The organism is Pseudarthrobacter chlorophenolicus A6 (assembly GCF_000022025.1).
Classification (GTDB): Bacteria; Actinomycetota; Actinomycetes; order Actinomycetales; family Micrococcaceae; genus Arthrobacter; species Arthrobacter chlorophenolicus.
This window is the reverse complement of record NC_011886.1, coordinates 2779297-2805661: the sequence shown is the minus strand read 5'-3', so window position 1 is coordinate 2805661 and position 26365 is coordinate 2779297. Positions and strand designations below refer to the sequence as shown.

Here is a 26365-nt window from a genome sequence, read left to right as displayed (position 1 = left end):
CTGAAGGACCGCATCCATGACTTTCCCCAGCCAACGCCCCCGCCGCCTGCGCACCACCCCCGCCATGCGCCGGCTCACCGCCGAAACCCGGCTGGCTTCGGCCGAACTCATCCTTCCGGCCTTCATCCGCGAAGGGATCACCGAGCCGAACCCCATTACGTCCATGCCAGGGGTGGTGCAGCACACCAGCGACTCCCTGAAACGTGCTGCGGCCGAGGCGGTTGAACTTGGCCTGGGCGGCATCATGCTCTTCGGCATCCCGGAAACCCGAGACGCCGAAGGGACCGCCTCCCTCGACCCGCAGGGTGTCCTGAACAAAGCCATCCGCGACGTTCGTGCCGAAGTGGGCGACGACCTGGTCATCATGAGCGATGTCTGCCTGGATGAATTCACCGACCACGGCCACTGTGGAGTGCTCGACGCCGACGGGTACGTTGACAACGACCGCACCGTGGAGATCTACGCCAGGATGGCCGTTGCACAGGCCGAGGCGGGCGCCCACATGCTGGGGCCGTCAGGCATGATGGACGGCCAGATCGCCGCCATCCGGGCCGCCCTCGACGACGCCGGCCACGCCAACACCTCCGTGATCGCCTACTCGGCGAAATACGCTTCGGCCTTCTACGGCCCGTTCCGGGAGGCCGTGGACTCGCAGCTCAAGGGCGACCGGCGGACCTACCAGATGGACGCCGGCAACCGCACCGAGGCGCTGCGCGAGGTTGAACTGGACCTCGCGGAAGGCGCAGACATCGTCATGGTCAAGCCGGCCATGAGCTACCTGGACATTGTTGCTGACGTTGCCGCCATGAGCCCCGTGCCGGTGGCCGCCTACCAGATCTCGGGCGAGTACGCGATGATCGAAGCCGCTGCCGCCAACGGCTGGATCGACCGCAGGGCAGCCATTGCCGAGTCCGTCCTCGGCATCCGCCGGGCGGGCGCCCACATGGTGCTGACGTATTGGGCCGCCGAGCTCGCCGGCTGGCTGAAGGAAGGCCGGTGACCGGGATTACCGGCGAGGCGCCCGCCCCGGAATCGCCTTCCGCATCCCCAACGGCTCCTGTTGGCGGGGACCGCATCCTTCTGGGCCTGAACACGTTCGGCGATGTCGGCGTGAATCCGGACGGCAGCCCCCAGCCGCACGCCGAAGTCCTGCGCCAGCTGCTGGAGCAGGCGGAACTGGCAGACGCCGTCGGACTCCACGCCTTTGGTGTGGGGGAGCACCACCGCAAGGACTACGCCGTGTCCGCGCCGGAGGTTTTCCTCGCCGCAGCCGCGGCACGCACGTCCCGGATCCGGCTTGGCTCCGCCGTGACCGTGCTGAGCTCGGACGATCCCATCCGGGTCTTCCAGCGCTTCTCCACGGTGGACGCTATCTCGAACGGCCGCGCCGAAGTCATGCTGGGGCGGGGATCCTTCGTGGAATCCTTCCCGCTCTTCGGCCTTGACCTGGCCGACTACGAAGTCCTCTTCGAGGAAAAGCTGGAGCTCTTTGACAAGGTGCGGGCGCAGAAACCCGTGCACTGGGAAGGGCGGACCCGTCCGTCACTGCACGGACTGAGTATCTACCCGCCGCTCGAACACCACCTGCTGCCTACCTGGATCGGCGTCGGCGGCACGCCCGAATCCGTCCTGCGGTGCGCCCAGTACGGGTACCCCATCATCTTCGCCATCATCGGTGGCCAGCCGCGTGCCTTCGGTCCACTGGCGGACCTCTACCGCGAAGCGATGGGCAAGTACGGGCATCCCATGCAGCAGCTGGCCACGCACTCGCCGGGACACGTCGCTGCCACGGATGAGCAGGCACGTGAGGAGTTCTTCTCGCACTGGCTGGCCCTTCGCAACCGGCTTGGTGCCGAACGCGGCTGGGGTCCGGCCGGACGCGGCGAGTTTGATGCCCTCTGTGCCCCGGAAGGCGCCCTGTACGTCGGCTCCCCGGACACGGTGGCGCGGAAGATCGTCCAGCTGAAACGGAACCTGGGCGTGGACCGCTTCGACTTCAAGTACAGCAACGGCCCATTGCCGCATGCGGCCATGATGCGCTCCATCGAACTGCTCGGCACGGCGGTGGCGCCCCGGGTGGCAGACGCCCTCGCCGGCTGACTGTCCGGCACCCGTCGTTCCGGCAACTGGCTGCACCGGCACCGGACAGCACCGGCAAACTGAGAGAATAGGAACCATGACTTCCAGCACCCCTCGCAACGAGGAACTTTTCGACCGCGCCCGTCAGTTGATGCCGGGCGGGGTCAACTCGCCGGTCCGGGCCTTCGGGTCAGTCGGCGGAACGCCCCGGTTCATGGTCTCGGCCAAGGGCCCGTACCTGATGGATGCCGACGGCAACGAATATGTGGACCTGGTGTGCTCCTGGGGTCCGGCCCTCCTGGGCCACGCCCACCCGGCCGTGCTCGACGCAGTCCACGCTGCAGTGGACCGCGGGCTGTCCTTCGGAGCCTCCACCCCGGACGAGGCCAACCTGGCCGAGATCGTCATGGAACGCGTCCCCGCCGTCGAACGGCTGCGCATGGTCTCCACCGGCACCGAGGCCACCATGACCGCCGTCCGGCTGGCCCGCGGTTTCACGGGCCGTAACCTCATCATCAAGTTCGCCGGCTGCTACCACGGCCACCTGGACGGGCTGCTGGCCGCTGCAGGTTCCGGCGTGGCAACCCTCGCACTGCCCGGTTCGGCCGGGGTCACGGAAGCAACCGCGGCCGAAACCCTGGTCCTGCCCTACAACGACCTTGCGGCAGTGAAAGAGGCGTTTGCCACCCACGGTTCCAACATCGCGGCTGTCATCACCGAGGCAGCCCCCGCCAACATGGGCGTGGTCACGCCCGGCGAGGGCTTCAACCTAGGCCTCTCCCGGATCACCCGGGAGCACGGCGCGCTGCTCATCGTGGACGAAGTCCTGACCGGGTTCCGCACCGGGTACTCCGGCTACTGGGGGCTCACCGGCGGCGCTCCGGACGCCACAGACCCGTGGACGCCGGACCTGCTCACCTTCGGGAAGGTCATCGGCGGCGGAATGCCGACGGCGGCACTGGGCGGACGCGCCGACGTCATGGATTACCTCGCGCCCACCGGCCCGGTCTACCAGGCCGGCACACTCTCCGGTAACCCCGTGGCAATGGCCGCCGGCGTGGCCACCCTGACCCATGCGACCCGCGACGTGTACTCCTACATCGACGTGCGGTCCCTGGAGTTGTCGTCCGCCCTGTCCTCGGCGCTGGACGCGGCCGGCGTGGACCATTCCATCCAGTTCGCCGGGAACCTCTTTTCCGTGGCGTTCGGAACCTCGGCCCACGGGGTACACAACTACGCAGATGCGCAGGGCCAGGAGGCGTTCCGCTACGCCCCGTTCTTCCACTCGATGCTGGAATCCGGTGTATACCTGCCCCCGTCGGTCTTCGAGGCCTGGTTCCTGTCCGCCGCGCATGACGACGCGGCCATGAACCGGATCTTCGACGCCCTGCCCGCCGCGGCCAAGGCTGCCGCAGCCGCGCAGGGCTAGTTCCGCCGTCGCCCACTGCTCCCGGGCTTGTTCGCAGGGCCTTCCCTTTGCGGCGGGGTCCTGCGAACAAGCTTCGGACGCACGGCCCTGAGCATAAAGAAAATCCCCGGTTGCTGCGCAACCGGGGATTTTCTTGTGTTCGTGTTGCTAGAGGACGTCGGAGAGGAAGCCCTTTAGCCGATCCGTGCTTGGAGCCGTGAAGATCTGCTCCGGCGGGCCGGACTCCACCACTACGCCGGCGTCCATGAAGGTCACGGTGTCTGACACGTTCCGGGAGAAGCCCATCTCGTGTGTCACCACCACCATGGTCATGCCGCCCTTGGCCAGGTCCGTCATCAGTGCCAGGACACCCTTGACCAGTTCGGGATCCAAAGCCGATGTGGCTTCGTCGAAGAACATGACCTCCGGCTTCATGGCCAGCGCGCGGGCGATCGCGACGCGCTGCTGCTGGCCGCCGGAAAGGTTGGCGGGGCGGACATCGGCCTTGTGCTTGAGGCCCACCAGGTCCAGCTGCTCAAGGGCTTCGGCGCGTGCCTGGTCCTTGGGCAGTTTCCGCAGCTTGCGCAGGGCCAGCGTCACGTTCTCCGCCACCGTCTTGTGCGGGAAGAGGTTGAACTGCTGGAACACCATGCCGATCCGCTGGCGCAGCTCGTCCGGGTTGTCCTTCAGGACCGAGCGGCCATCCAGCAGGATGTCGCCCTGGTCCGGCTCGATCAGCCGGTTCATGACCCGCAGCAGGGTGGACTTGCCCGAACCCGAAGGCCCGATCACCGAAGCGGTGGTGCCCTTCTCCACGTGCAGGTCGATGCCGCGCAGGACGTGGTTGTGTCCGAACGAAAGGTGCAGGTTCTTGCCGGTCAGGGTTCCGGAAGCAAATTCCGTCATGCCTGTGCCCCCTTGCCGATAGGTGCTGCCGCGTCGTCGGGTTCCTTCTTCTCCGGCCGACCGGTGCGGAGACGGTTATCGATGAAGTTGACGAAGTGGGTGAGCGGGACGGTCAGGATCAGGTACAGGACACCAGCAGCCACCAGCGGGGAAAGATTGCCCGTGTTGGCCATGGCGTCGTTGCCGATCCGGAAAATTTCCCGGTCCGAGGCAGCCAGGCCCAGCATGAACACCAGCGAAGAATCCTTCAGCAATGAGATGAACTGGTTCACCAAAGCGGGAAGGACACGGCGGATACCTTGCGGCACCACCACCAGTCGCATGGAACTGCCGTAGCTGAACCCGAGAGCCCTCGATGCCTCAAGCTGTCCCTTTTCGACACTCTGGATGCCTGAACGGAAGATTTCGCCGATGTACGCAGCGGCAATCAGGGTCAGGGCCAGGATGCCCAACGGGTAGGGGTTCCTGGACCCCGTGATTTCTCGTGCAATCGGGCTCAGGCCGATACCGATCACCAGGATCACGAGGATGGCCGGGAGGCCACGGAAAATGTCGGTGTAGATGCGGGCCACCCAACGCGCACCGGCGTTCCGCGAAATGCCCATCATGGCCAGCAGCAGTCCCAGGAGGGAACCGAGGATGCCGGAGGCCACGGCGAGGATCAGGGTGTTGGGCAGGCCCACCGACAGCAGGGAGGGAATGACCTTGGCCATTTCCTCCCAGTTGAAGAAGGTGTCAGCCAGTTGATCGAGGAGATCCATAAACGTCCCGGCTCAATCAGCTCTGGGGAACCGTGGCGGCCTTGCTGCCCGGCTTCCAGTCGGTCGGCGTTTCGCGGTCCGGGTACCACTCCTTGGTGAGCTTGGACCAGGTGCCGTCGGCAATCACGGCGTCCAGGCCGGAGTTCAGTGCGTCGATCAGGGGCTGGTTGTCCTTGGCGACTGCGTAAGCCGTGAAGTTCTGCGTGTTGACCACGGACTCGGCGATGACGGTGCCGTCACCTTCCTTGACCTGGCCGGTTGCCTGCTGCGACGGAGCCACCCAGGCGTCGACCTGGCCGTTGCGCACATTGGCGTAGACCGTGGCGTAGTCAGGGAAACGGATGGGCTCGAGCTTGAGCGTGTTGGTGACGTAATCGTCCTGGACCGTGCCCTGGACCACGCCGATGCGGAGGTCGCCCTTGAGGTCGTCGAAGCCCTTGACGTCGCTGTCCGTCTTGGCGACAACAGCCATGAAGCCGAAGTCGTAGCCGTTGGTGAAGCCAACATTCTGGCGGCGGGCGTCCGTGGTGGAGATCGAGGAGGATCCGACGTCGAACTGCTTGGTGGACACCTGGGACAGCAGCGCGGAGAAGTCCGTAGCCACGAACTCGACCTCGAGGCCCAGCTTGCCGGCGATGGCCCGCAGGAGCTCGTTGTCGTAGCCGGTGAACTTGCCTGACGGGTCGATAAAGATGTTGGGCGGGGCGTCGGAGAGCGTGCCGACTTCGAGCTTGCCCTCGGTGTTCAGGCCAAGCTTGGTTTTGTCGATCTTGTCGACAGGGGTGACATCGGCGGTGGTGTACTTGTCCAGCGTCTGCTGGTCGCTGCCCTGCAGGGCGTCCGTAGGCGTTCCGCTCGGCTGGGAAGAGCCGGAGCCGCACGCGGCCAGGGAGACCGCCAGTGCAATGGCAACAGGAGCGGTAGTCAGCCACTTCATCGCTTTGATTTTCATCAGGTTGTCACTTTCATTGAGTCTTAAGTCAACCGGGCCGCAAGGCTGCGCTGGTGGCGCCTGGCACCTGCCCGGTGCTGGTCCAGCGTGGCCAGGGCAGGGGTGACCGCAAAACTAAATTCTCTCACCTTGGGCAAACACTGCCGCGGGGCGAAGTTTAGGACGCCGAAGGGCCAAGAATCCATACGAAATTCGGCGACAGCAGCGCACGGGAAGCGGAGTGGACGCTCAAATCGAGTAGAGCCGAACAGATGGGCGCTGCTGGACACGCCAAATGTTACGCGGCGCTACTGTGACTTGCCTCGCAGCAGGACCCGGGGGCCTAAAAGCCGCCGCCGGTAGCGTCCTGAGGAGGCAGCACGGGCCAATCACCTTCGATGACGGCCGTGGGCTTCGTCTTGCGGAGATACCCCTGGAAATCCGCGGCCTGCGTCACTGCCCAGTCCACCTGCAGCTGATGCAGCTGGCTTGCGGGCATCATCAGTTTGGGGAATTTGCCTGCCATCGCGTCCAGGACCTTCAGGGTGGCCAGGGCGTCGGCTGCGGACGTGTGGGCGTTGTCGAGGACCACGCCGTACTCCTCGCAGAGGGCCGTCAGTGTGCGTTTGCCTTTACGGTAGCGGTCCACCTGCTTGTTCATGATGTAGGGATCCAGCACGGGGAACCGGGTGAGCTGGGGAACCCCGTACCGGGCGGACTCCGCCGCCAGGACCGTGAAGTCGTAGCTGGCGTTGAACGCGATCACCGGGACGCCGGTATCGAAAAGCTCCTGCAGCACGGCGGCAAGCTCCCTCGTTACCTCGTGCGCGGGACGGCCGTCCTTCCGTGCCTGCTCAGTGGTGACGCCGTGCACATCGCTTGCTTCGGTGGGGATCTCAACCCCGGGATCGGCCAGCCACTCGTGCTCCCTGATGACCTCGCCCCTGTGGTCCACGACGGTGACCGATGCGGTCACAATCCGGGCGGCACGCGAGTTGCGGCCGGTGGTTTCCAGGTCAAAAGCGGCGCGGGGGAGGGTGTTCCAGGTGCTCATACCTCCACGCTAAAGGGACCCCCGGACAATTCCGTGGAACGCCACTGCGGCTACATTGGATCAATGCGGATTGAGTATGTGCAGGCGGTCCTCGCTATCGTGAGGATGGTGCCGGCGGGATCCGCGGTATCGTACGGCGACGTCGCGGAGCTGCTGGGTTCCGGGGGACCCCGCCAGATCGGTTCGGTCATGAGCCACTACGGCAGCGGCGTCCCGTGGTGGCGGATCCTGAAAGCCAATGGACACGCCCCCGAAGGACACGAGGCAGACGCGCTGCGCCGCTACCTTGATGAAGGGACGCCGTTGGTCGGCGCCTACCGGGAGTGGCAGCGCACCGGAGAAGGCCGGTGGCGGGTGGACCTCCAGGCGGCGCGCTGGGCACCCGATGAAGAGGATTTTGACCGGATGGATGCGGTGGCAGAGCAGCTGGAGCGTGAGCTCCACAGATTGTCAGTGGCTGATGATGGGATGTCTGTGTGACGGTAACACTCCCACTTACAGGGCCCTTTGACGGCGAATACGAGGCCTATCAGGACCCGGCCGGTCCAGGTCCTGGCGGCCGGGAGATTCCGGGCGGGGAAGCCCCGGGCAGCCGCGCCGCGCAGGGTCCGTCCTCCGGTTCGGGCCCCCTCAGGCTGCTTCCTCCCAGCCGGTCCCATGCCGAACGGCCCGCACTGACCCCGGACCAGCAAGCCGCTGTCGACGTCGCGGCCGGTTCCGGGCCGGTGCTGGTTCCGGGAGCCCCAGGCACCGGTAAGACCACCGTCCTTGTCGAGTCCGCTGTGGAACGGGTCCACCGGGACGGCCTTGACCCCGCGGGAATCCTGATCCTCGCCCCAACACGGTTGGCCGCGGACTTCCTCCGCGACCGCTTCACCGCGCGCCTGGACAGAAGCCTCAGCACCACTCCCGCGCGGACCTGGGCCTCCTACGCGTTCGACCTCATCAGGAGGGCCAAGGCCGAGGGCATCATCCCCCTTGCCAGGCCGCCGCGGCTCCTCTCCGGGCCGGAACAGGACCTGATTATCAAAGAGCTCCTGGAAGGTCACCGGCTGCCGGGGCTCGAACTGCCCTGGCCCGCCGACCTTGGGGGCGCCTTGGAGACCCGCGGGTTCCGTCAGGAAGTCCGCCAGCTCTTCGACCGCATCATCGAGTCCGGCCGGACACCCGCAGACCTGGCGGAACTGGGCAAGGCGTGTGGCAGGCAGGACTGGATCGCGGCAGCGGCCCTCTACAGCGAATACCGGGATGTCCTGGACCTGCGCATGCCGGAGGCTTTCGACCCGGCCGGCATCATCACCGCCGCCCGGCAGATCTTCCAGGACGCTCCTGAATTCCTCGCCGCGGAGCGGCAACGGCTGCAGCTGATCCTCGTGGATGACATCCAGGAAGCCAACCCTGCGGTCTACGAACTGTTGGCAGATATTGCCGCCGGCAAGGACTGCCTGGTCACCTCGTCTCCTGACACCGTAGTCCAGGGGTTCCGCGGTGCCCGGCCCGATCTTGTGGCCGAGTTGCCCCGGCTGCTCTCGCCGGACGCCACGGTGCTCGAAAGGCCACTGTGGCACGCCCACCGGCTCGCTCCCGCTGTTGCGGAGGCGTGGCTCGGTGTGGCCGGCCGGATCTCCCAGCGGGCCGGCGGCCAGCTTTCGCGCCGACTGGAGCAGACCGCCGGCGATGCGCCGGGCAGGGTTGAAGCGCACCTGGTGCCCTCGGCCGTCCACGAGTTGCGGTACGTGGCCCAGCGGATCCTCGACCAGCACATCGGCCAGGGCCGGTCCCTGACGGACGTCGCCGTCATCGTCCGCAACGGCGGCCAGGTCAGCGAACTGCAGCGCTACCTGTCCGGCCAGGGCATCCCGGTCCGGGTTCCGGTTGCTGAGTCGGCGGTGCGCGACGAAGTGGCCGTCCGGCCCTTATTGGACGCCTACGCCATTGCGCTGGACACAGCACTGCTGACACCCGAGGCGGCGGTGTCGCTCCTGACTTCCAGAATCGGTGGGGCCACCCCGCTTGAACTCCGGCGGCTTCGGCAATCGCTCCGGCGCGAAGAGCTGACGGCTGGCGGCGGGCGCGGCAGCGACTCCCTGCTGGTTGAGGCGCTCCTGGAACCAGGTGCGCTGGGGAGCCTCGGTATTGAAGGCCGTGCCGCGCGCCGCACGGCCCGGATGATCCAGTCAGGAAGGCAAGCAGCCCGCCAGCCGGGTGCCAACGCCGAGTCCGTGCTGTGGGCCCTGTGGAGCGCCACAGGGCTGTCCGCGGCCTGGACTGAAACCGCCCTGGCCGGGGGTCCGCACGGCGCCCGGGCGGACAGGGACCTGGACGCGATGATGGCCCTGTTCCACACTGCAGAGCGTTACGTGGACCAGATGCCGGGCGCCGGTCCCGAGCAGTTCCTGGAGTATCTCCTGAACCAGGAGCTGCCCATGGACACGCTCGCCGCCCGCGCGCAGGTTGACGATGCAGTCGAAATCATGACCCCGGCCAGCGCCGCAGGACGGCAATGGCCAGTTGTCCTCATCGCAGGCCTGCAGGAAGGGGTCTGGCCCAACACCAGGCTTCGGGGGGAGCTCCTGGGCAGCACGCTCTATGCGGACGCCGTTGAGCACGGTACGTCCTACGCCCTGCAGCGCGACCCGCTCAGCCGGTTGCGCGACATCCGTTATGACGAACTCCGGAGCTTTTCCACGGCAGTCTCCCGTGCGGAGGAACTGCTTATCTGTACCGCAGTGGCCTCCGAGGACGACCAGCCGTCGTCGTTCCTGGACTACGCCGCGCCGCTGGCCCCGGGTGAGGATGCACGTGGCTTCACGGCAGTGGAACGGCCCATGACGCTGCGTGCCCTTGTCGCCGAGTTGCGCCAGCATGCACAGTTGGAGGGCGCCCAGGCGCAGGAGGCGGCGAGGGTCCTGGCGGGCCTCGCAGCCGCCGAGCCTCCGGTTCCGGGCGCCCACCCGGACAGCTGGTGGGGGATTCAGCCGCTTACATCCACCGACGCCGTGGTGCCTCCGGGCAGCACGGTGTTCGTCTCGCCGTCAAAGGTCGAATCAGTGCAGAAATCGCCGCTGGATTGGTTCGTCCAGGCAGCCGGCGGTGAAGCCGCGACAGACTTTGCCCGCAGCCTCGGCACACTGGTCCACGCCATCGCCCAGGACATGCCGGAGGCCTCCGGACAGGAGTATGTTGCCGAGCTTGCCCGCCGCTGGCCGCAGCTGGGAATGAAAGACAACTGGGAGGGCCGGCTCGACCACCAGAGGGCCGAGGCCATGGTGCGGAAGCTTGCCCAGTACGTACTGGTGATGCGCGGCAGCGGCCGCAGCCTCCTTGGGGTGGAACAGGACTTTGACGTTGCCCTTGGAGAGGTGCTGCTCGATGACGCATCCCCGCGGGAAGCGGTGCTTCGCGGCCAGGTGGACAGGCTGGAAATCGACGGTGAGGGAAGGCTGGTTATCGTCGACCTGAAGACCGGGAAACGGCAGCCAGGTAAAACCGAACTAGCCAGCCACCCACAGTTGGGCGCCTATCAGGCAGCCGTCCTGGCCGGCGGTTTTGGCGATGGCAGCGACACCGGGCAGACGCTTCCGGGCGGGGCGGTCCTGGCCCAGTTGGGGACGACGGCGAAGTCGCCGGCTGTCCAGGAACAGGAACCGCTGGACCCGCAGGACAACTGGGCGCTCAACATGGTCAAGGAGGCCGCAGCCGTCATGGGAGGAAATGCGTTCGAGGCCCGGCACGACCCCGGCAAGGGAAGCTTCGGCGGACACGGCTGCAGGCTCCCGGAAATCTGCCCGCTCTGTGCCCGCGGGCGGCAGGTGACCGAATGAGCCAGGATGTGCAGGTGCCCGCTGACGGCCGGCCAACCGCCGAACCTGCTGACGGTGATTTCCCGCCGCCTGCGCGGTTCAGCCCTGAGGAACTATCGGTCCTGCTGGGTGAGAAGAACGTCCCCACCGCGGAGCAGTCAGCAATTATCTCCTCGCCGCTGACGCCGCGGCTCGTTATTGCCGGGGCAGGATCGGGCAAAACGGCCACCATGGCGGACCGTGTGGTGTGGCTCGTGGCCAACGGCTGGGTCCGGCCCGAGGAAGTCCTCGGTGTGACGTTTACCCGGAAAGCCGCCGGTGAGCTCGCATCGAGGATCAGGGCCAAGCTGGTGGCGTTGCAGCGGGTGGCGGCCCGGGGCGCAGGCGCCCCGATGTTTCCGGCCGGCATGATCAGCAGCGACGCCCTTGAGCCCAAGGTCTCCACCTATCACTCCTTCGCCAGCGGCATCGTGTCGGACTACGGGCTCCGGCTCGGTGTCGAGCGGGACGTGGTCCTTTTGGGCGGGGCGCAGGCATGGCAGCTCGCCACCGAAGTCGTCGAGGCGTACGACGGCGAGTACGGCCACTTCCGAGCGGCCAAGTCCACCCTCGTGAAGGCCGTCATCCAGCTGGCCGGCGAATGTGCCGAACACCTGCAGGAGCCCGAGGAGGTGGAGGCCTGGCTGATGGCCCGGCTCGCAGACTATGAGGCATCGCCCTACTTGGCCGGGAAGCAGAAGAATCCGCCGCAGGCAGCCGCGGACATCGCACGCCTGCTGAGGACGCGGGCCAGCGTGGCGGACATGGTGGGCCGCTACACGGATGCCAAACGGGCACGGGGGGCGCTGGACTTCGGGGATCTGGTTTCCCTGGCCGCCCGGGTGGCCCGCGATGTTCCCCTGGCAGCTCACATGGAGCGGCAGCGGTACAAGGTGGTGCTGCTTGATGAGTTCCAGGACACCTCCCACGCCCAGCTGGTCCTGTTCTCGCGCCTGTTCGGCGGCGGTCACGCCGTCACGGCGGTGGGCGATCCCAACCAATCCATCTACGGATTCCGGGGCGCCTCGGCAGGGCAGCTGTTCCACTTCGTCCGCGAGTTTCCGGTCCGGACAGGCCCGGCCGAAGGCTCCGCCCAGTGGATGCCGGCCCCCACGTCGTACCTGACTACCGCCTGGCGGAACGGAAAGTCGATCCTTGCCGCCGCCAACGTCATGTCTGAATCCCTGGCCAAAGCCGAAGCGCAGCGCGGACCGGCCGGCGGCGCAGCCACAGCCGCAGCCACCGTGCCGCCGCTGCAGCCCAGTCCGTTTGCCGTTGAGGGCAGGGTGGTCCTGGGGCGCTTCGCCAGCGACGCTGAAGAAGCCGCTGCGCTCGCGGACGATGTCCTGAAGTACCGGGTCACTGATTTTGAAACCAAGCCGGACGGATCTTCGGTGGCCCCGGCGCTCGCCGTTCTCTGCCGGCGCCGTGCCCAGATGGAAACCATCCGCCGGCAGTTTGAGGCACGTGGCATAGCATACGAAGTTGTAGGGCTCGGCGGGCTCCTGGTTACCCCGGAAGTGGTGGACCTGGTGGCCACCCTCAGGGTCCTGGCGGACCCCGGCAGATCCGATGCGTTGATGCGCCTGCTGGCCGGAGCCCGCTGGCGGATTGGTCCGGCAGACCTGATGGCACTGCGCGACTGGTCCAGCCACCTGGCCCGCCGGCGCGGGCAGCTTTCAGCAGGTCCGGAGGGTGATGAGGCCGGGGACGACGACGGAACGGTCCCGGAGTCTGACCTGACCGACGGCGCGAGCCTGGTGGAAGCCCTTGACTGGCTGCCCCGCGAGGGCTGGACCTCCTCCGCCGGGCGGTGCCTGACGGAGGTTGCCCGCGGGAGGCTCCACCGTCTGTCCGTGGAGCTCCGCCAGCTTCGCGGCTACCTCGGCGATGACCTCACCACCCTGCTGGGTGAAGTGGAACGGGCTATGCTCCTCGACATCGAAGTTGCGGCCCTTCCCGGTGTCAGCATCCACCAGGCCCGGCGGAACCTCGATGCCTTCCAGGACGCTGCCGCTGGGTTCCTGCGCACCTCCCACAGGGTGGACATCCTCGCGTTCCTTTCCTGGCTCGAAGCAGCGGCTGCTGAGGAAAACGGCCTCGAGGCGCCGCCCGGGGACGTGAACAGGGAAGCCGTCCAGCTCCTGACGGTCCACGCCTCCAAGGGACTGGAATGGGATGCGGTCTTCGTTCCAGGCCTGAACGCCGGGGCTTTTCCCACCGACAAGGACTCACGCTGGAGCAGCGGAACGGCTGCGCTTCCGTGGCCGCTTCGCGGGGACCGGTCCGACCTTCCGCAGTGGGACCTGGACCAGCCTGACCAGAAGGGCTGGATCGATGCGGAAAAGGATTTCAAGGCAGCCGTGCAGGCACATGGTGAGTCCGAAGAACGCCGGCTTGCCTACGTGGCCTATACCCGGGCGAAGCATGTCCTGTGGGTGTCCAGCGCTGCCTGGGTGGGATCGCGGTCGGGTCGGAGCACCATGTCACCCTTCCTTGCCGAGCTGGAAACCCTGGCAGCGCCGGCGGCCGGATCACCCGCCCGCGCCGGTGTGCATCCCTTGTCACTCGATGAGGCAGCTTTGCCGGAAAACAGCCCTCTGACGCTGGAAACGGAAGTCGCGGGCTGGCCCTACGATCCGCTGGAGGGACCGGTTGATCCCCGTTCGGGAGAACGGCTCCGTCTCTCCGGAGGGCGCAGGGCATCCATGGAAGCCGCCGCCGAGCGGGTGCTGGCCGAGCTGGCCAAGGGGCCGGCCGATTTCCGGACCCGGCAGGACCCGGCCAAGTCCCCCGGATTTGCCGGCCCGGCAGCCGGATGGGCCAGGGAAGCTGCGCTGCTGTTGCTACGCCGTTCACGCCGGTCCCAGGGACAGGACGTGCACCTGCCAACCCATATCTCCGCTTCCACCCTGGTTGATCTGGAAGAGGACCCGGCGGCCGTGCTTGCCAGGCTCCGACGGCCCGTACCCCGTGAACCGGGGATGTCCGCCCGCAAGGGAACAGCCTTCCACGCGTGGGTGGAGGACTACTTCGGCTCCGCGGGAATGCTCGATCTCGGCGAGGACCCTGGGTCTGATGACCACATCGATGCCGCCTACGACCTCGACGCCATGGTGGAGACCTTCCGGGCTTCGGAGTGGGCCCACCGGGCACCTGCCTACGTGGAAGTGCCTGTGGAAACCCGGGTGGGTGACGTGGTGGTGCGGGGTCGGATCGATGCCGTGTTCCGTGACGCCGACGGACGCTGGGACCTGGTCGACTGGAAGACCGGGCGGCGGCCGTCCGGCGCGCGGCTCAAGACGCGGGCGGTGCAACTCGCCGCCTACCGGCTTGCCTGGGCGCGGCTCAAGGACGTTCCACTGGAATCGGTCCGGGCAGCGTTCTTCTACGTGGCAGACAATGAGGTAGTCCGGCCCCACGATCTTGGAACAGCAGTGGAACTCGAAGCGATCGTGGCCGCCGCTGTTGCCAGCCAGTAACCGTTCGCTGCCGTGCCCGGCAGCGAGCGGTTATTGGCCGTTGGTCCTGATGACGGAAAGGGCGGCAGTGGAGGTATCGTCGCCTGCCCTGCCGGCGCCCTGGTCCGCGCCGGCAGCGTCGCTGCCCTGTTCGGGTGCCGGATCGCCCTCGCCCGTTGCCGCCGCGGCAGGCGTCACGGGAATCTTGGTCACGTGAACGGCTGCCTGCGCCGGCAAGGTAGCGGCGGATGGTGAGGGGTTGACGGGCACTGGAACCACGGTGACGGCGGGCGCACCCGCAGCCGGGCCGACGTCGGGCGCGTCCTGGGCGGTGCTGGCACCGGGACCTGCCGGCGCCCCGCCAGTCGTGTGCCCTGGCTGGGTTGGCGGCTGGGGCTCGACGCTGATGGGTTGGCCGCCGTGCTCGGCGATATCGGCCGCCAGCGTCTCGAGCATGCCCTCTGCTTCGGCCACCATTTCTGCGTCCCCCGCGGCAATGCCCTTGACCAGGTACTGGGCGAGGGCGAACTCCGCAGACAGGGCTGCCCGGCGCAGCAGGTGCGCGTCCGGGGTGTCGCGGCGGCTGGCGGTGTAGCCGGCGAGGACGGCGTCAACAAAGTCCTGCTCGTTGGAAGCCACCAGCCACGCGAAATCGTCGGCGGGGTCGCCAATGCGCAGATCGGTCCATCCCGTGACTGCCGTGACGCGTTGGCCCTCCACCAGCAGGTTGTCCTCATGCAGGTCGCCGTGCACCACGCAGGGGTTGAAGCGCCAGAGTGACACGTCTTCCATGGCGTGCTCCCAGCGCAGCAGCAGCGCCGAAGGAATCTTGCCGGTGGTTGCCGCCTGGTCCAGCTCATTAAGGCGCCGCTGGCGGAACTCGTTGGGAGTGTAGCTGGGCAGGTCGGCGTTGCTGACCAGAGTCCGCGGAAGGTCATGGATCGCTGCCAGGGCAACGCCGATTTCCCGGGCCAGCGGAGCCGGGCCGGCGGTGAGGTCTTCGACGCTGCGGGTGCTGCCGGCCAGGTGTGAGTAGACAAAAGTGCTCAGGGTCCCCAGCCGAACGCTGCCGGCCACTGTGGGCATGAGGAACGGCAGTTCAGCCCGGATGGCAGGAGCGAAGGCACGAAGGACGAGGAATTCCGTTTCCAGCCGGGCGCTGGCCTCCGCATGGCGGGGTGACCTGACGCGCCAGCGTTTGCCTTCCGAGTCAAGGAGCAGCGCCGAGTCGAAGTCCGCGGGATCATCCGGAGCGGAGCTAACTGCCGTTGGGGTCAGTCCGGGGACTGCCGCGGTTGCAACGGCTGCCAGTTCAATCGGTTTTCTTCTCACCGTCCCACGGTAGATTGCCCGCCGTCCAAGACGCCGGTCCGGTAACGGCGAGTCTCCAGATACGTACAAAACAGGGGGATACCCAACGGTGCCAAAATGTTCAAATGTCAGTCCCAGTCAGTACGGTGGAGTCATGAGCCACGCGGAGTCTGCCACACCGGTCCACCAGGAGATCCCCGCCCAGGGGCAGCCAGCCGTTACCCCGGACGGGCCGGGACTTCTGGCTGCCAACCACCTTCGCGACACCCTGCTTCCGGTGCGGCCCGCCCTGGTGGACAGGGGCTCCGCCGAACGGATGAAGGCAGGAATGGTGGAGGAGCTCCTTGCCGCTCCGGACACCGTGGCCGTTGTTTTGGCAGGCAGGCAAGGGCTGGTAAGCGGTGGCAGCCTGCACCTTGCCAACGCCCGCGAACTACACACGGAACTGGCCGCAGCGGGCACCGTACCGGACCTGGTGGTCTACCTGGGGGCCGCATTGCCGGCGGCCGATCTACCTACGGGGACCGAACTGCTGCTGTTCGTGCTGCCCGCCGCTGTCGAGCCGGGAACGGCCGGCGTTCCCGAAGAGGCTTCCTGGGCCGGGTTCCGTGACGTGGCGGCCGGCCTTGGTCCCACGGCGACAGCCCTCTTCGTGGAAGCGAGTGCCATTGCCAACTGGCACGCCGGGCATACACACTGTCCGCGGTGCGGTACGCCCACTGAAGTGCAGGCCGGAGGCTGGGTGCGGCGCTGCCCCGCGGATTCGTCCGAGCACTATCCGAGGACTGATCCTGCCATCATTGTGACGGTGGTGGGCCCGGACGGCCGCCTGCTCCTGGGCGGCGGGGGACCGGCCGACGCAAAAAACTTCTCCACCTTGGCCGGCTTCGTGGAACCGGGGGAGTCGCTGGAACAAGCCGTGGTAAGGGAGCTGTTCGAGGAGGTGGGGGTCCGCGTAAAAGCCTGCCAGTATCTGGGCTCGCAGTCGTGGCCCTTCCCCGCCTCCCTTATGCTTGGATTTACCGCCATCACCGATGACGCCGTGGCAACGCCCGACGGCGTGGAGGTCACCAGGGCGCGCTGGTTCAGCCGGGAGGAACTCCAGGACGCCGTCCTCAGCGGTGAAATCACCATCTCCAGCAGGCTCTCCATCGCCCGGGCACTCATTGAACACTGGTACGGCGGCCGGATCCGGGACCTCGCCGACGCCTGAGATCCATATTCGCAAGACTGGGCGCGGCAGTCGAACAAAGCAGCAACGGGACACAGAGCAATAGACGTGACTACAGACAATTTCACCGGAGCACTTTTGCAGGACGGTGCTGCCTCACTGGAGGACCGCATCCTGGGCGGGCTTGACGCCGAACAGCGCGAGGTGGCCAGCACCCTGAACGGACCCCTGTGCGTCCTGGCTGGTGCCGGGACCGGAAAGACCCGGGCCATCACCCACCGCATCGCCTACGGGGTCCACTCCGGCGTCTACACACCGCAGCGGCTCCTGGCTGTGACCTTCACGGCGCGGGCCGCGGCAGAGATGCGAAGCCGGCTCCGGGACCTTGGGGCAGGCAACGTCCAGGCCCGGACGTTTCATGCGGCGGCGCTGCGCCAGCTGCAGTTCTTCTGGCCACAGGCCGTTGGCGGTACGCTGCCGAACCTCCTGGAGCACAAGGCACAGACCCTCGCGGAAGCGGCACGCCGGCTGCGGCTCAGCACGGACAGGGCTTCCATCCGCGACCTCGCCTCGGAAATCGAGTGGGCGAAAGTCTCCATGCTGACTCCGGCCAACTACTTGGAAAATGCCCAGGACAGGGGCGCCCCGGGCGGCTTCGACCTGACCGCCGTGGCCCGCGTCTTCCAGTCCTACGAGGATGTGAAGACAGACCGCAACGTCATCGACTTCGAGGACGTCCTCCTGATCACCGTGGGGATCCTGCAGGAGGACGAGAAAGTGGCTGCCACTGTCCGGGAGCAGTACCGGCACTTCGTGGTGGACGAGTACCAGGACGTCTCGCCCCTGCAGCAGCGGCTGCTGGAGCTGTGGCTCGGTGGCCGGGATGAACTTTGCGTGGTGGGCGACGCCAGCCAGACCATCTACTCCTTCACCGGCGCCTCACCCCGGCATCTCCTGGATTTCAAGGCCCGGTACCCGCAGGCCAACGTGGTCAAGCTGATCCGCGATTACCGGTCCACACCGCAGGTGGTGAAGCTGGCAAATGACCTGCTGGCCGGCCGACGCAGCGGAGGTCCGGCAGCGGATGCCGCATGGGCCGCGCCGCTGCAACTGGTGGCCCAGCGGCCCGCCGGCCCGGTCCCCACGTTCACCGAGTGCACGGACGACGAAGCCGAAGCGGCCACCGTCGCCCAAAAGATCAAGGCACTGCTCGACGCCGGCACCCCGGCCAGCGAAGTAGCCATCCTTTTCCGCACCAACGGGCAGTCCGAGGCCTACGAACAGGCACTGGCCGCCGCCGGCATCGGCTACCAGCTCCGCGGCGGCGAGAGGTTCTTTGCCCGCAAGGAAGTCCGGGACGCCATCCTCCAGTTGCGCGCCGCCACCAGGGCGGTGAGCGAAGAGGGTGCAAGTGAACCGCTGGGGCAACTGGTCCGGGATATTGTGTCCTCGCTCGGCTACACGGACTCCGCCCCGCACAGCGGCGGTGCGCTGCGGGAGCGGTGGGAGTCCCTGGCGGCGCTGGTGGCCCTCGCCGATGAGCTGGTCAAGGTCCGCGGCCCGGAGTTCGGACTGGCGGACTTCGTCAACGAACTCCAGGAACGTTCGCTGGCCCAGCACGCGCCCACGGTGCAGGGCGTCACCTTGGCGTCATTGCACGCCGCGAAAGGCCTGGAATGGGACGCGGTGTTCCTGGTGGGCCTCAGTGAAGGGCTGATGCCCATTTCCTTCGCCGATTCCCCGGAGTCGGTGGATGAGGAGCGCCGGCTCCTGTACGTCGGCATCACCCGGGCCCGGGAGAATCTTTCACTGTCCTGGAGCACGGCGCGTACTCCGGGCGGACGGGCCAACCGGAAACCGTCCAGGTTCCTTGACGGGCTCCGTCCCAATTCCGTGGCAACGTCCAACACCCGAGGGAAGGGCCCGGCTCCACGGCGGAAGGCTGCCGCCCCGGCAGTGTGCAGGGTCTGCGGCAGCATGCTGTCCTCCGGTGCGGAGCGCAAGGTGGGACGGTGCAATGCGTGCCCGCCCAGCTACGAAGAGCAGACCTTCGAGGCACTGCGGAGCTGGCGCCGCGAAGTAGCGCTCGGCGCCGACGTGCCCGCCTTCGTGGTGTTCACCGATGCCACCCTGACGGCCATCGCCGAAGCGAGGCCCGCTTCAATCGAGGACCTCGCCGGCCTGGCGGGAGTAGGTCCATCGAAGCTTGAGAAGTACGGCGAAGACGTCCTGCGGGTGCTGGCCGAGAGCGCTGAGCTGTGAGGTCCGGCGGGCCGGCCGTATTGACCACGGCCGACGGCGCCCCGGTGGAAGTCAGGCGGTCGTCCCGCCGGACCCGGACGGTGGCTGCGTTCTGGGAGGACGGCACTGCCGTCGTCGCCATCCCTGCGCGGTTTACACCGGCCCAGGAAACCGAGTGGGTCCGGCGCATGCTGGCGAAGCTGCAGCGGCAGGGGGAGCGGCGCAGCGCGGCGGGCAGGAAGCGGCCGGCCTCCGATGCCGCCCTTGCAGCCCACGCAGCGCACCTTTCTGCCCAATACCTGGGCGGACGGTCAACTCCAGCTTCCGTCCGATGGGTCAGCAACCAGAATTCACGCTGGGGCTCTGCCACGCCGGCGGAGGGCACCATCCGGATTTCGGACAAGCTGAAGCCGATGCCCCAATGGGTCATCGACTACGTCCTGCTCCACGAACTCGCGCACCTCCTCGTGGCGGGGCACAATGCCGCGTTCTGGAAGCTGCTCGAGGCGTACCCGGAAACGCAGCGGGCGAAGGCGTTCCTTGAAGGAGTGTCCTTTGCGTCAGCGCGCGGTCTGGCAAGCGGCCGCGGAGCCGGCGACGACCAAGCCGGCGACCTCCCGGAGCCCGAAGGCTGGCCGGGGGACGCCGACTAGGTCAATACAACTAGGTAGAGCATGCCGCCGCGGCGGGAAGGTCAGGCCTTCGGCTGGGTGCCTTCGCCGCCGTCGTTATCGTTAGTGTCGTCGTCGGCGCTGTCGCCGCCGGAGCCGGCTGAGTCGGCTGAGCCTGAACCCGTGCTGTCGTCGCCGTTCTCCGCGGCCCCGGCCTTCGTTTCGTTGGCGTCATCGGCGGCGGGTGCATCAAAGCCGCCGCTGAGGAGCTTCTGCAGGGCATCGTCCACTTCGCTGTCACTGGCCTCGGCCAGCTTGCGGCGGGCGCTGAAGCCCTGGGGGTCGTCCAGGTCCTCGGCGGTGGGCAACAGGTCCGGGTGGTGCCAGATGGCGTCCCGGCCTTCGACGCCACGCTCCTCCTTCAGGGCGGCCCACAGCGTGGCCGCGTCCCTGAGGCGGCGCGGCCGCAGCTCCAGCCCCACCAGGGAAGCGAAGGCGTGCTCTGCCGGGCCGCCCGTTGCGCGGCGCCGCCGTACGGTTTCACGCAGGGCGGCAGCGGATGGGAGCAGATTCTCGGTGGCCGCGGCCGTCAGCTCGTCCACCCAGCCCTCCACGAGGGCCAGCGCCGTTTCAAGCTTCTCCAGCGCCTGCTCCTGCGCAGGGGTGCGCTTCGGCATGAAGACACCCTGGGAGAGGGCTTCCTGGATTCCCTCGGGGTTGCTCGGGTCCAGGTCCCGGGCCAGTTCTTCGATGCGCGAGGTGTCGATGTGGATGCCGCGGGCATACGCCTCAATGGCTCCGAGGAGGTGCCCCCGCAGCCACGGGACCTGCACGAACAGCCGGGCATGGGCGGCCTCACGCACTGCAAGGAAGAGCCGGATGTCGTTTTCGGGCAGGGACAGCCCCTCGCCGAAAGCGGCAACATTGGCCGGCAGCAGCGCCATTTCGAGGTCCGCAAGCGGCACACCGATGTCCGTGGAGCTGACCACATCAGCAGAGAGTGCACCGATGGCCTGGCCCAACTGCATGCCGAAGATGGCGCCGCCCATGTTCTGCAGCATCGAAGAGGCGCCGCCCATCATGGACTTCATTTCCTCGGGCATCTGATCCGTCATGGCGGAAGAAAGGGCATTGGCGATGCTGTTCGCCACCGGTTCGGTGAGCCGCTTCCAGGTCCCCAGCGTCGCCTCGACCCACTCCGCACGGGACCAGGCCCGCCCGATCAGTCCGGTGGACGGCAGATCCGTTACCGGGTCCAGCCACAGCTCCGCAAGGCGAAGGGCCTCATCCACTTCCCGGGACTGTTGGGAGGTTACCGAGGGATCGGAGCTGCTCGCGGCCACGCGCCGTGCATTGTCGTGCGCCAGCGTCCAGTTGACGGGCCCTTCGGACGGGGCGCTCATCATGGCCTGGACCTGGGAGAACATCTGGGCCAGCAGGTTGGGATCGTTCGGCAGGCCGGCGGCCTTCGCGAGCTCGGCCGGATCGAAGTTTTCCATGCCCTTGCCGCCCATCAGGTTCTGCAGCATCTCTGCCAACGGGTCCTTGGGGGTATCGTCGCCGTTCGAAGAATTGTGTGGGTTGGAGGTCATGATCCCGCCGATCGTCGGTGTGACTGGTGCTCAACCTTCACGGTACCCCGGCCATCCGCGGCTGTCTGCCGCACCGGCTTGACGTTCGCTGTGGGCAAAGAGCTCCCGGGTCCTGCCACCGCGTACTGTTGTTGGGTGACTACAACCCGTGGCGGGCACCCCTCCGAGGACCACGCTTCAGAGCTTCTTTCCCAGCCCCGGCAAGGGGATTACGACGGCGGAGCGGCCGGCGGCAATGACGCGGGCGGCGTCGCGCCAACAGGACCCGCGCCCCGGCGAAGCCCCAGGGTTTCGGCGATGATGCTGGCCGGCATGACCGCGCTGGGACTGGGCCTCGCCGTAGGTGTCCTCCCGGTGCCCTACGTCATCGAGTCCCCCGGGCCCACGTACAACACCCTGGGACAGGGCCAGGGAACACCCGTCATCAAGGTCACCGGGCATGAGTCCTACCCCGCGGCGGGCAACCTTGATCTCACCACGGTCTACGTCGACGGCGGACCCAACGGCCCGGTAAGCATCCTGACTGCTTTCTCCGCGTGGCTTGACCGGTCCAAATCCGTCTATCCGGTGGAGCTGATCTACCCCACGGGGACCACGAAGGAAGAGGCCGCCGAGCAGAGCGCCGTGGCCATGACCAATTCCCAGGAAAACGCAGTCGCCTCCGCGCTGAACGAACTGGACATTCCTTTCGGCCAGCAACTGCAGGCCGCGGGACTGTCGGACGGGTCCGCTGCGGAAGGCAAGATCCGGACCGGGGACGTCCTGAAGACCATCAACGGCAAGGACATCACGTCATTGGCCGTCATTCAGGACGAGCTCGCGGCAGGCAAAGGCGCCCCGGCGGCCGTGGTACTGGAGCGGGACGGCCAGCCGGTGACTGAGACCATCACCCCGAAGGACAACGGGGAAGGCCGGTTCATCCTCGGCGTGATGCTCAAGTACCTGTTTACGTTCCCCTTCGATGTGCATATTTCACTGGACAAAGTGGGCGGCCCCTCGGCCGGGCTCATGTTCTCCCTGGGCATTATCGACACCGTTACCCCCGGTGACTTGACCGGCGGGAAGCACATCGCCGGCACCGGCACCATTTCGCCGGACGGCACCGTGGGGGCCATCGGCGGCATCGTGCAGAAAATGCAGGGCGCCCGCGCCGGGGGAGCCACCCTGTTCCTGGCGCCTGCCGAAAACTGCGGCGAAGTGGTGGGGCACATCCCGGACGGGCTCCAGGTGGTCAAGGTGGCCAAGCTCGCGGAGGCGAGGTCCGCCGTCGAACGTGCAGGCAGCGGCCAGGACACAACGGGCCTGCCCACCTGCGGAAACAACTAGACTGGGCGCATCTAGACTCGACAGGAACTAAGCCTTACCGCCACTCGTGGCAAAGGTGACGGACAATTCCAGCTGCAGGCCGGGGGAGTACGTCACTCGCACGCACGCTTCGAATATCTGACGACCAGCTATGAGGTACCCAGTTTGTCCCGTCCCGCCAGCACCATGTCCACCGGCAGACCCCCTTCCCGACGCGGCGCGCTGACGCCCACCTTGATCGTTGTTGCCCTCGTCGTCGTGGGTTTCATCTTCTTCGCAAACGTCTGGACCGATGTCCTTTGGTACCGGCAACTGGGGTTCATCGAGGTCTTCCTCACCGAGAACCTCGCCAAGATCGCCATCTTCGCTGCCGGGTTCGCAGTGATGTTCGCCGGCGTGTTCTTCGCCATCCGCATTGCCTACCGCTCCCGGCCCGTCTATGCGCCTGATTCCGATATCCGGGACAATCTCAACCGCTACCAGGCACAGCTGGAACCGGTACGCCGCGTGGTGATGATCGGCCTGCCCATCCTGTTCGGGCTCTTCGCCGGAAGCGCTGCCGCGAGCCAGTGGCAGAAGGTATTGCTCTTCTTCAACCAGGTGGGCTTCAACAAGCAGGACCCCCAGTTCAACATGGACATCAGCTTCTATGTGATGGTCCTGCCGTTCCTGGGATTCGTCACCGGCTTCCTGATCAGCGTGGTTGTCATTGCCGGCATCGCCGGCATCCTGACCCACTACCTGTACGGCAGCATCCGGCTCATGGAGCGCGGCGTCTACACCGCCCGCGCCGCCCAGATCCACATTGCCGTCACCGGTGCCGCGTTCCTGATCCTGCTGGGAGTCAACTTCTGGCTTGACCGGTATTCCTCGGTCCAGAGCAACGGCGGACGCTGGGCCGGTGCCCTCTACACGGACGTTAACGCCGTCATCCCCACGAAGGCCATCCTCGCCGTCGCTGCCGTACTGGTTGCTGCGCTGTTCATCGTGGCAGCCGTCATTGGCCGATGGCGCCTGCCGGTCATCGGAACGGCGATGCTGATCATCACTTCCATCCTTGCCGGTGGGGTGTACCCCTGGGTGATCCAGCAGTTCCAGGTCCGTCCCTCGGAAGAGACGCTGGAAAAGGACTACATCCAGCGGAACATCGACAACACCCGCAGCGCTTACGGGCTCGATGGAATCCAGGAAACGCGCTACGACGCTACCAACACCGCAACATCAGGTGCCCTGGCCCCGGACGCGCAGACCACCGCGAACATCCGGCTCCTGGACCCCAACCTTATTTCTGACGCCTTCGCGCAGCTGGAACAGTACCGCCCGTACTACCAGTTCCCCGAGGCCCTTAACGTTGACCGGTACGAGGTGGACGGCAAGATCCAGGACACCGTGATCGCTGTCCGGGAACTGAACCCAACCAACGTGGCAGCCAACCAGCAGGGCTGGCTGAACCAGCACGTGGTGTACACGCACGGCTACGGCGTGGTGGCGGCCAAGGGCAACAAGTTCACCGTGGACGGCAAGCCTGAGTTCCTGCAGTCCGGCATCCCTTCCAATGGCGTCCTGGGTAACGACAGCTCCTACCAGCCCCGCATCTACTTCGGTGAATCTTCGCCCGAGTACTCGATCGTCGGCGCTCCGGAAGGCACGGCACCACGTGAGCAGGACCGTCCGTCCGGCCGTGAAGGCGAAGGCGAAACCCAGTACACGTTCACCGGTAACGGTGGACCGAACGTGGGCTCGTTCTTCAACAAGGTCCTGTACGCCATCAAGTTCCAGTCCTCGGACCTGCTGCTTTCGGACGGCGTGAACTCCGAGTCCCAGGTCCTGTACGACCGCAACCCCCGTGAACGCATCCAGAAAGTTGCGCCGTACCTCACCGTTGACGGCAACGCCTACCCGGCGGTGGTTGATGGCCGCGTGAAGTGGATCGTGGACGGCTACACCACCAGCCAGTACTACCCCTACTCGCAGCAAAAGCAGCTGTCCGAGGCCACTGCAGACACGCAGACCACCTCCGGCCGTGCCGTGGCGCTGCCGAACAGTACCGTGAACTACATCCGGAACTCCGTCAAGGCAACGGTGGATGCCTACGACGGGTCCGTCACGCTCTACGCCTGGGATGACCAGGACCCCGTACTGAAGGCCTGGAACAAAGTGTTCCCCACGTCGCTGAAGCCCTATTCAGAAATGTCGGGTGCGGTGATGAGCCACGTCCGTTACCCGGAGGACCTGTTCAAGGTCCAGCGTGAACTGCTGGGCCAGTACCACGTAACGGATCCGCGCAGCTTCTACAAGAACAACGACGCCTGGAGCGTCCCGGCCGATCCCACTGTGGACACCGACGTCAAGCAGCCGCCGTTCTACATGTCGCTGCAGATGCCGGACCAGGACAAGCCGGCATTCCAGCTCACGTCGTCCTTCATTCCGCAGATCGTCAACAACAACGCCCGCAACGTCCTCTACGGCTTCCTGGCAGCGGACTCCGACGCCGGCAACCAGGCGGGCGTCAAGGGTGAGGGCTACGGCAAGCTGCGCCTGCTCAATATCCCGCCGGAAACCCAGGTCCCCGGCCCGGGCCAGGCGCAGAACAAGTTCAACTCCGATCCCACCGTGTCCCAGGCCCTGAACCTGTTGCGGCAGGGCGCCTCGGACGTGTTGAACGGCAACCTGCTGACGCTGCCTGTGGGCGGCGGCATCCTGTACGTGCAGCCGGTCTACCTGAAATCGACCGGTGAGACGTCCTACCCCACCCTGCAGCGCGTCCTGGTGGCATTCGGTGACAAGGTGGGCTTCGCACCCACCCTGGATGAAGCACTCAAGCAGCTCTTCGGCGGTAATTCCGGCGCAGCAGCGGGCGATTCGGACAACAACGGGCAGACGCCAGCCGGGCCTGCCAGTCCGTCGGAACCGGGCGCGGACGCCAAGGCTGAACTGAAGGCAGCCCTGGACGAGGCAAATGCTGCCATCCAGGCCGGCCAGTCGGCTCTGTCAACCGGTGACTTCGCCGCTTACGGTGAGGCGCAGAAGCGGATCACCGCGGCACTGAAGAAGGCCGTGGACGCCGAGGCCAAGATTCCCGGCACCACCCCGGAAGCAAGCCCGTCACCAACGGCAACGCCGTCACCGTCGCCCAGCAACTAGCCAGGCTCGCGGCGTGCTGAGCCACTCCCGGGCGCCCAGGACCTGAACGAAAGAAAGTACGACGACGTAAGGCGGCACCCGCTTCCTCCGGGAAGCGGGTGCCGCTTGCGTAACGGACGTCACGCCCTCCCGATTTGGCCTGGCGTTCACCTCCCGGTAAAGTAGTTCTTGCGACGCGGGGTGGAGCAGTTCGGTAGCTCGCTGGGCTCATAACCCAGAGGTCACAGGTTCAAATCCTGTCCCCGCAACTGGTAAAAGACCCGGACACTGGAAACAGTGTCCGGGTCTTTTTTGTGCTCCCGGATGTGCCCGTCGGGAGTGCTGCGGCACGTGGCAGGGAGGGGCGTCCGGCCATGTGGTCACGGCGGCCGAAAAGATAGGGTAGTGTTGATCAAGCGACGCGGGGTGGAGCAGTTCGGTAGCTCGCTGGGCTCATAACCCAGAGGTCACAGGTTCAAATCCTGTCCCCGCAACTATGGAAAGACCCCGTTCGGCACACCAGCCGGACGGGGTCTTCTTTTTTCCGTGGATGAGGGTAGTTCCTAGTA

General features: G+C 66.6%; 17 protein-coding genes and 2 tRNA genes. 13 read left to right on the top strand and 6 right to left on the bottom strand.

Annotated elements, in window-relative coordinates:
* Window positions 1-16 precede the first annotated feature (16 nt).
* From hemB to hemL, 3 genes are all read left to right on the top strand, one after another.
* Window positions 17-1000: a porphobilinogen synthase gene (hemB, locus tag ACHL_RS12570; protein ID WP_015937664.1), complete on the top strand. Its 984-nt coding sequence runs from the start codon at window positions 17-19 to the stop codon at window positions 998-1000.
* Complete coding sequence (locus tag ACHL_RS12565) at window positions 997-2100, top strand: LLM class flavin-dependent oxidoreductase (RefSeq protein ID WP_015937663.1); 1104 nt, start codon at window positions 997-999, stop codon at window positions 2098-2100. The genes hemB and ACHL_RS12565 overlap by 4 nt, the downstream gene beginning before the upstream one ends.
* Before the next feature lie 76 nt (window positions 2101-2176).
* On the top strand, window positions 2177-3508 hold the full coding sequence (gene hemL, locus ACHL_RS12560; RefSeq protein WP_015937662.1) for a glutamate-1-semialdehyde 2,1-aminomutase: 1332 nt from the start codon (window positions 2177-2179) through the stop codon (window positions 3506-3508).
* Window positions 3509-3655: 147 nt separating this feature from the next.
* Here hemL and ACHL_RS12555 read toward each other — a convergent pair whose 3' ends face one another.
* The 4 genes from ACHL_RS12555 to ACHL_RS12540 form a co-directional block, all read right to left on the bottom strand.
* Window positions 3656-4393: an amino acid ABC transporter ATP-binding protein gene (locus ACHL_RS12555; RefSeq protein ID WP_015937661.1), complete on the bottom strand. Its 738-nt coding sequence runs from the start codon at window positions 4391-4393 to the stop codon at window positions 3656-3658.
* Window positions 4390-5154 carry an amino acid ABC transporter permease gene (locus tag ACHL_RS12550; RefSeq protein ID WP_015937660.1) on the bottom strand — a complete coding sequence of 255 codons (765 nt, stop codon included), beginning with the start codon at window positions 5152-5154 and terminating at the stop codon, window positions 4390-4392. Before ACHL_RS12550 ends, ACHL_RS12555 begins: the two co-directional genes overlap by 4 nt.
* A gap of 16 nt (window positions 5155-5170) precedes the next feature.
* Window positions 5171-6106, bottom strand: coding sequence for an ABC transporter substrate-binding protein (locus tag ACHL_RS12545; RefSeq protein ID WP_015937659.1), 936 nt, complete (start codon window positions 6104-6106; stop codon window positions 5171-5173).
* Window positions 6107-6428: 322 nt separating this feature from the next.
* Entirely contained in the window at window positions 6429-7139 is a 711-nt protein-coding gene (locus ACHL_RS12540; protein ID WP_015937658.1) for a 3'-5' exonuclease, read from the bottom strand.
* A 63-nt stretch (window positions 7140-7202) separates the two neighbouring features.
* On the opposite strand from ACHL_RS12540, the gene ACHL_RS12535 reads away from it, so the two are divergent.
* The 3 genes from ACHL_RS12535 to ACHL_RS12525 all read left to right on the top strand — a co-directional run bounded on the left by ACHL_RS12535 (window position 7203) and on the right by ACHL_RS12525 (window position 14463).
* A complete protein-coding gene (locus tag ACHL_RS12535) occupies window positions 7203-7619 on the top strand; it encodes an MGMT family protein (protein ID WP_015937657.1) in 417 nt (138 codons plus the stop codon).
* A gap of 155 nt (window positions 7620-7774) precedes the next feature.
* Entirely contained in the window at window positions 7775-10963 is a 3189-nt protein-coding gene (locus ACHL_RS12530; protein ID WP_407681030.1) for an ATP-dependent helicase, read from the top strand.
* A complete protein-coding gene (locus ACHL_RS12525) occupies window positions 10960-14463 on the top strand; it encodes an ATP-dependent helicase (RefSeq protein WP_015937655.1) in 3504 nt (1167 codons plus the stop codon). Before ACHL_RS12530 ends, ACHL_RS12525 begins: the two co-directional genes overlap by 4 nt.
* 30 nt (window positions 14464-14493) lie before the next feature.
* On the opposite strand, the gene ACHL_RS12520 is transcribed toward ACHL_RS12525, so the two are convergent.
* Complete coding sequence (locus ACHL_RS12520; protein ID WP_015937654.1) at window positions 14494-15774, bottom strand: macrolide 2'-phosphotransferase; 1281 nt, start codon at window positions 15772-15774, stop codon at window positions 14494-14496.
* Window positions 15775-15907: 133 nt separating this feature from the next.
* Between ACHL_RS12520 and nudC the strand changes: the two genes are divergently transcribed.
* The 3 genes from nudC (at window position 15908) to ACHL_RS12505 (ending at window position 19818) form a co-directional block, all read left to right on the top strand.
* On the top strand, window positions 15908-16966 hold the full coding sequence (gene nudC, locus ACHL_RS12515; protein WP_015937653.1) for an NAD(+) diphosphatase: 1059 nt from the start codon (window positions 15908-15910) through the stop codon (window positions 16964-16966).
* Between the two features lie 66 nt (window positions 16967-17032).
* Entirely contained in the window at window positions 17033-19186 is a 2154-nt protein-coding gene (locus ACHL_RS12510; RefSeq protein WP_015937652.1) for an ATP-dependent helicase, read from the top strand.
* Window positions 19183-19818, top strand: coding sequence for a M48 metallopeptidase family protein (locus tag ACHL_RS12505; protein ID WP_015937651.1), 636 nt, complete (start codon window positions 19183-19185; stop codon window positions 19816-19818). Before ACHL_RS12510 ends, ACHL_RS12505 begins: the two co-directional genes overlap by 4 nt.
* Before the next feature lie 41 nt (window positions 19819-19859).
* Here ACHL_RS12505 and ACHL_RS12500 read toward each other — a convergent pair whose 3' ends face one another.
* Window positions 19860-21368, bottom strand: coding sequence for a zinc-dependent metalloprotease (locus ACHL_RS12500; protein ID WP_015937650.1), 1509 nt, complete (start codon window positions 21366-21368; stop codon window positions 19860-19862).
* A gap of 135 nt (window positions 21369-21503) precedes the next feature.
* Between ACHL_RS12500 and ACHL_RS12495 the strand changes: the two genes are divergently transcribed.
* The 4 genes from ACHL_RS12495 to ACHL_RS12480 all read left to right on the top strand — a co-directional run bounded on the left by ACHL_RS12495 (window position 21504) and on the right by ACHL_RS12480 (window position 26290).
* Complete coding sequence (locus ACHL_RS12495; RefSeq protein WP_043794036.1) at window positions 21504-22694, top strand: YlbL family protein; 1191 nt, start codon at window positions 21504-21506, stop codon at window positions 22692-22694.
* Between the two features lie 165 nt (window positions 22695-22859).
* Window positions 22860-25817: a UPF0182 family membrane protein gene (locus ACHL_RS12490; protein ID WP_015937648.1), complete on the top strand. Its 2958-nt coding sequence runs from the start codon at window positions 22860-22862 to the stop codon at window positions 25815-25817.
* 174 nt (window positions 25818-25991) lie between these two features.
* Window positions 25992-26065 (top strand) — tRNA-Met (locus ACHL_RS12485).
* 151 nt (window positions 26066-26216) lie between these two features.
* Window positions 26217-26290 (top strand) — tRNA-Met (locus tag ACHL_RS12480).
* Window positions 26291-26365 lie beyond the last annotated feature (75 nt).